6 protein-coding genes and 1 pseudogene are annotated in these 5,675 nt (G+C 70.9%); 5 read left to right on the forward strand and 2 right to left on the reverse strand.

Annotated features, from left to right (window positions below; translation table 11 throughout):
* Positions 1–245: pseudogene (locus FV230_RS23620) on the forward strand (DUF2076 domain-containing protein); the annotation flags it as partial.
* 121 nt (positions 246–366) lie between these two features.
* Here FV230_RS23620 and FV230_RS23625 read toward each other — a convergent pair.
* Complete coding sequence (locus tag FV230_RS23625; RefSeq protein ID WP_147844132.1) at positions 367–1,128, reverse strand: L,D-transpeptidase; 762 nt, start codon at positions 1,126–1,128, stop codon at positions 367–369.
* 246 nt (positions 1,129–1,374) lie between these two features.
* Between FV230_RS23625 and FV230_RS23630 the strand changes: the two genes are divergently transcribed.
* From FV230_RS23630 to moaD, 4 genes are all read left to right on the forward strand, one after another.
* Entirely contained in the window at positions 1,375–2,103 is a 729-nt protein-coding gene (locus FV230_RS23630; RefSeq protein WP_147844133.1) for a chemotaxis protein, read from the forward strand.
* Between the two features lie 75 nt (positions 2,104–2,178).
* Positions 2,179–4,248 carry an excinuclease ABC subunit UvrC gene (uvrC, locus tag FV230_RS23635; RefSeq protein ID WP_147728239.1) on the forward strand — a complete coding sequence of 690 codons (2,070 nt, stop codon included), beginning with the start codon at positions 2,179–2,181 and terminating at the stop codon, positions 4,246–4,248.
* Positions 4,249–4,320: 72 nt separating this feature from the next.
* The gene (gene pgsA, locus FV230_RS23640) at positions 4,321–4,920 is read left to right on the forward strand and encodes a CDP-diacylglycerol--glycerol-3-phosphate 3-phosphatidyltransferase (protein WP_147844136.1); all 600 of its coding nucleotides are present in this window, start codon (positions 4,321–4,323) and stop codon (positions 4,918–4,920) included.
* Positions 4,921–5,004: 84 nt separating this feature from the next.
* On the forward strand, positions 5,005–5,256 hold the full coding sequence (moaD, locus tag FV230_RS23645; protein WP_147844134.1) for a molybdopterin converting factor subunit 1: 252 nt from the start codon (positions 5,005–5,007) through the stop codon (positions 5,254–5,256).
* A gap of 40 nt (positions 5,257–5,296) precedes the next feature.
* On the opposite strand, the gene FV230_RS23650 is transcribed toward moaD, so the two are convergent.
* On the reverse strand, positions 5,297–5,675 hold a 379-nt coding region (locus tag FV230_RS23650; RefSeq protein WP_147844135.1), incomplete at its 5' end, for a (d)CMP kinase.

Consider the following 5,675-nt stretch of genomic DNA (forward strand, 5'->3'; position numbering starts at 1 on the left):
GCGGCATGCTGCTCGGCAGCGCCCTCTCGAACGCCTTCGCCGGCGGCCATTCGAGCCTCGGCAGCGCGGCGGCGGCCGGCCTCGGCGGCGGCACGACGGTCGAGAACAACTACTTCGGCTCGGACGCCGGCGGCACCCAGGATTTCGGTGCGCCGCTCGGCGGCGGGAGCGACACCGCCTTCGACGGCGGCAACGACGACTTCGCCGGCGATCTGGGTGGTGGCGACGACAGCGACTGGGCCTGATCGCGCGGCCCGATCCGGGCGCGGCCCGCTCGGATCGGGCCGGATGACATGCGTCCGACGACGTCGAAGGCTCGGGTCGCTCCTCTCGGCGATCTGAGCCTTCTTGCGTTCGATCCCGCGGTCACATCACCTCGACCCGCGTCCCCACCGGCACGCGTTCGTAGAGGTCGACCACGTCGTCGTTCATCATCCGGATGCAGCCGGACGACACGTTCTGGCCGATCGTGTGCGGCTCGTTGGTGCCGTGGATGCGATAGAGCGACGAGCCGAGATAGAGTGCCCGCGCACCGAGCGGATTGCCGGGGCCGCCTTCCATGTGGCGCGGCAGGTCCGGCCGGCGCGCCAGCATCTCCGGCGGCGGCGTCCAGCCCGGCCACTCGGCCTTGCGGCTGACGGTCTTGAGGCCCGACCAGGCGAAGCCCGGCCGCCCGACGCCGATGCCGTAGCGCATCGCCCGGCCGCCGGGTTGGACGAGGTAGAGATACTTCGACGGCGTATCGATCACGATCGTGCCCGGGCGCTGGGGACCGGAGAACGCGACCTCCTGCCGGGCGTAGCGCGGATCCGGCGCGCGGGCGATGCGGTCGCTCTCCGCAGGTGGGTCGGCCTGGGCGGGCAGGCCCTGAGGCAGCGCCGCGTAGGCTCGCGATGCGCCGCCATAGGGTTCGATTGGATCGCCGGATTGTGCCGACGCGCCTGCGTAACCCGGCCGGGCCACCGCAACGGGGCGGGCACCGCCGCGCGGGGCGACGCCGCCGGTGACAAGGTATTCGATCAGGCCGCCGCCGTATCCGTCGGGCTCGGCATAGCGCGCCTGCGCCTGGACCGCCCCCGACCAGACGGATGCGGCAAGCGCCGCCCCCACGCACCAACTCGTCCGCATCGCCGCACTCCCGCACCACGGCCGGGCTCGATGCCGGCCGTCATGGTTGAGAGGGTCGGACCGGGACGCGCGACATTCGATGAAGGAACGTGGTGAATCGGTCGCGGACGGGCTTCGCTGCCCCGGTCGTCACGAAGCAACGTGAATCGACTGTAAATCCGACCGAATGCTTTCGATCTTCAGCAAACTGCAACCGTTCCCGGTCCTAGATCGGATCCGGGTTTCCAAGACGGCCGGTTCGAACCGATGACTCACAAGCGCTACCGCATCGAGGACAGCCTCGGCCTCCCGCCCGCGGCGGGGACGACGATGTCCAGTGCCGGGCCCGTGGAGGGCGGGGCGCGCCTCGACGAGATCCTCTCGGCGATCCAGGACCTGCGCCGCATCACCCAGTCGAGCGCCGGCGAGACCATCGAGGCGTGCCGCCGCGAGCTGTCCGAAGCCTTGGCGATGCGCTCCGAGCTCGACGTGATGAAGGCGGCGATCACCAACACCCGCGACGAGATCGCGGCTCTGTATCACTCCGAGTCCAACGGCAAGGGCATGCGCCGCGCCGCCGACGAGCTGGGCGCCGTGGTCGGGTCGACCGAGCGCGCGACGTCGACGCTGCTCACCGCGCTGGAGGAGATCGAGGCGAGCGCCAACATCCTGCGAGCCGGCAACCTCGGCAAGGGCGGCCAGGACAAGGTCGACGTCATCCTCGACCGCGTCATCGTCGCCTACGAGGCCTGCAATTTCCAGGACCTGACCGGCCAGCGCATCAGCAAGATAGTCAACGTCCTGAGCTTCGTCGAATCCCACCTCGACCGCATGATCGCCGCCTGGAGCGGCCTCGACGGGTTCCGCGACGTGTTCTCCGCCGGCCCAGCCGCGGTCGTCGATCCGGACGACGAGCGCTCGCTCCTGAACGGCCCGAAGCTCGACGAGGATCCGGGCCACGTCGACCAGTCCGACATCGACGCGCTGTTCGGCTGAGGGCCGAGGTCCGCCGGCACGCCTTTGCGCATCGCGCCCCTTCCCTCGCCAGTTTCGCGGGCTTAGATCACGGCGATGAGCCGGAGAGTCCCGTCAGGTCGCGCCACCGAGGATCTGCCCCAGGAGGCCTTCGACGACGAGGCTTTCGACGAGGAGCGGGACGAGGCCGAGCCGGCGCAGGCCGACGAGGCGCCCGAGATCGACTTCGATTTCGAGCCCGGCGCCGTCGAGGCCGGCACGGAGGTGATCCGCCGGTTCTGGACGACGCTGCCCTCCGGGCCCGGCGTCTACCGGATGTTCGATGCCAAGGGCGACGTGCTCTACGTCGGCAAGGCGAAGAACCTGAAGGCCCGGGTCGGCTCCTACGCCCGCGGGCAGGCGCATTCCAACCGCATCGCGCGGATGATCTCGCAGACGGCGGCGATGGAGTTCGTCACCACCGCCACCGAGACCGAGGCGCTGCTGCTCGAGGCGAACCTGATCAAGCAGCTGAAGCCGCGCTTCAACGTGCTGATGCGGGACGACAAGTCGTTCCCTTACATCCTCGTCACCGCCGACGGCCCGGCACCGCAGATCGTCAAGCATCGCGGCGCCCGCCGCCGCAAGGGCAGCTATTACGGCCCCTTCGCCAGCGTCTGGGCGGTGAACCGCACCGTGAACGCCCTGCAGCGCGCCTTCCTGCTGCGCACCTGCACCGACAGCTACTACGAGAACCGCACCCGGCCCTGCCTGCTGTTCCAGATCAAGCGCTGCTCCGGCCCCTGCACCGGCGAGATCGCGCTGGAGGATTATGCCGGCATGGCCGACTCGGCCAAGAACTTCCTCGCCGGGAAGTCCAATGCGGTGAAGGACCGGATGCGCACCGAGATGCAGGCGGCCTCCGACGCGATGGAGTTCGAGCGTGCGGCCCGCTTCCGCGACCGGATCAGCGCGCTCTCGGCGATCCAGGGCGTGCAGGGCGTCAACACGCAAGGGGTCGAGGAGGCCGACGTGTTCGCCCTGGACGAGCAGGCCGGGCAGTTCTGCATCGAGGTGTTCTTCTTCCGCAACTTCCAGAACTGGGGCAACCGCGCCTACTTCCCCAAGGCCGACCGATCGATGACCCCGGACGAGGTGCTGGGCTCGTTCATCGGCCAGTTCTACGACACGATGCCGGCGCCCCGGCTGGTGCTGACGAGCCACGCGGTCGAGGATGCGGAGCTGGTCGCCGCCGCGCTCTCCAGCCAGGTCGCCTACCGGGTCGAGCTGCACCAGCCCCAGCGCGGCGAGCGCAAGGCGCTCGTCGACTACGCCCAGCGCAACGCCAAGGAGGCGCTCGGCCGCCGGCTCGCCGACACCGCGTCGCAGGGCAAGCTGCTGGTGGCGCTGGGCCAGGCCTTCGCCCTCGAGAAGACGCCGCGGCGGATCGAGGTCTATGACAACTCCCACATCATGGGCACCAACGCGGTCGGCGGCATGGTCGTCGCCGGCCCGTCCGGCTTCATGAAGACGCACTACCGCACCTTCAACATCAAGTCGGAGGAACTGACGCCCGGCGACGATTACGGGATGATGCGCGAGGTGCTGCAGCGCCGCTTCAAGCGCCTGGTGAAGGAGGCGCCGCGCACCGTCGCCGAAGCCGCCTTCGCCGCGACCGAGGGCGGTCCGGCGGAGCCGGTGGCCGAGGCGCCCGAGGATGCCGACGCGTTCCCCGCCTGGCCCGACCTCGTGCTCATCGACGGCGGCAAGGGCCAGCTCGACGCCGCGCGCAAGGCGCTGGAGGAGATCGGCGTCGCCGACGTGGCGCTGGTCGGCATCGCCAAGGGGCGCGACCGGGATGCCGGCCGCGAGACCTTCTTCATCCCCGGCCGGCCGGCGTTCAAGCTGCCGCCGCGCGATCCCACGCTCTACTTCGTGCAGCGCCTGCGCGACGAGGCGCACCGCTTCGCCATCGGCACCCACCGGGCCAAGCGCAAGCGCGAGCTGGTGCGCAACCCGCTCGACGAGATCGCCGGCATCGGCCCGAGCCGCAAGCGCGCGCTCCTGCACCAGTTCGGCACCGTGAAGGCGATCGAGCGGGCGGCCTACGAGGACCTCGCCAAGACGCCCGGCGTGAACGCCGCCACCGCGCGCGCCGTCTACGACTTCTTCCATGCGGGCGGCTGACGCATGAGCGACGGCATCGGCGACGCATCGGAACGGTTGACGCTCAGGCAGGCGCATGATTTCACCGGCCCGATGAACGCCGTCCTCCCCCGACGCCGGTCGCAGGCCTGGACGCTCGCGAACTGCCTGACCTACGGCCGCCTCGTCGCCGTCCCGGTGATGGTCGCGCTGCTGTTCTGGCCCGACGCGATCACCATGCGCTTCACGGCGCTGGCGGTGTTCGTGCTCGCCGCGATCACCGACTACCTCGACGGCTACGTCGCCCGCACCTACGCACAGAGCTCGGCGCTCGGCCGGATGCTCGATCCGATCGCCGACAAGCTGCTGGTCGCCGCCTGCCTGCTGATGCTGGTGGCCGACCGCACCATCGTCGGCGCCTCCGTCTGGGCGGCGATCGTGATCCTGTGCCGCGAGGTGCTGGTCTCGGGCCTGCGCGAGTACCTCGCCGAGCTGAAGGTCGGCGTGCCCGTGAGCAAGGTCGCCAAGTGGAAGACCACGGTGCAGCTCGTGGCGCTGGGCTTCCTCGTCGCGGGGCCGGCCGGCGAGACGATCCTGCCCGGCACCGAGCGGATCGGCCTCGTCCTGCTCTGGCTCGCCGCCGCCCTGACGCTGTGGACCGGCTGGGACTACATGCGCGCCGGCATCAAGCACGTGATCGACGATCCGCGATAGGGTGATCCCGCCAGGCTTCCTCGCCCGCTGCGGCAGAGGGAGAAGCGACCTCGTGCATCGGGTGCGACCCGAGGAAACCGAACCATGAAGCTCGTCTATTTCGCCTGGGTGCGCGAGCGCGTCGGACGCCCAGAGGAGACCGTGACGCCGCCGGCGGAGGTCGCGACGGTGGGCGACCTGATCGGCTGGCTCAAGGGGCGGGGCGAGGAGTACGCCCACGCCTTCGAGCAGGACGGCGTGGTCCGCGCCGCGATCGACAAGGTCCACGCCAAGCCCGACGCACCGATCGCGGGCGCGCGGGAGATCGCGTTCTTCCCACCGATGACCGGCGGCTAGGACCGACGCAGGGCGAGCGCCACCACCGCCCCGGTCATCGTCACTGCGCGCGGGCGCGGTCGACCACCGCGCGGGCGGCGGCGAAGGCCTCGTCGGCGTCGAGATGGGTGGTGTCGAGCCGTACCGCGTCGTCGGCCGCCCTGAGCGGCGCCGTGCTCCGCGCCGCGTCCCGGGCGTCCCGCGCCTCGATGTCGGCGAGGATGGCGGCCAGCGTCGTCGTCTCGCCGCGGCTCTCGAGCTCGCGGTGGCGGCGGCGGGCGCGTTCGGCGGCGTCGGCGGTGATGAACAGCTTCACGCGCGCGTCCGGGCACACCACCGTGCCGATGTCGCGCCCGTCGAGCACCGCGCCGGCGCTGGTGCCGGCGAAGCGCTGCTGCCACGCGAGCAGGGCCGCGCGCACCGCCGGCACCGCCGAGATG

Origin of the sequence: Methylobacterium sp. WL6 (assembly GCF_008040095.1) — a bacterium.
Taxonomy (GTDB): domain Bacteria; phylum Pseudomonadota; class Alphaproteobacteria; order Rhizobiales; family Beijerinckiaceae; genus Methylobacterium.

What these genes read in the sequence shown, in the direction of transcription:
- FV230_RS23625 (WP_147844132.1), bottom strand. Translation starts at nt 1,128, where the DNA reads ATGCGGACGAGTTGGTGCGTGGGGGCGGCGCTTGCCGCATCCGTCTGG.
- moaD (WP_147844134.1), top strand. Translation starts at nt 5,005, where the DNA reads ATGAAGCTCGTCTATTTCGCCTGGGTGCGCGAGCGCGTCGGACGCCCA.
- FV230_RS23630 (WP_147844133.1), top strand. Translation starts at nt 1,375, where the DNA reads ATGACTCACAAGCGCTACCGCATCGAGGACAGCCTCGGCCTCCCGCCC.
- pgsA (WP_147844136.1), top strand. Translation starts at nt 4,321, where the DNA reads ATGAACGCCGTCCTCCCCCGACGCCGGTCGCAGGCCTGGACGCTCGCG.
- uvrC (WP_147728239.1), top strand. Translation starts at nt 2,179, where the DNA reads ATGAGCCGGAGAGTCCCGTCAGGTCGCGCCACCGAGGATCTGCCCCAG.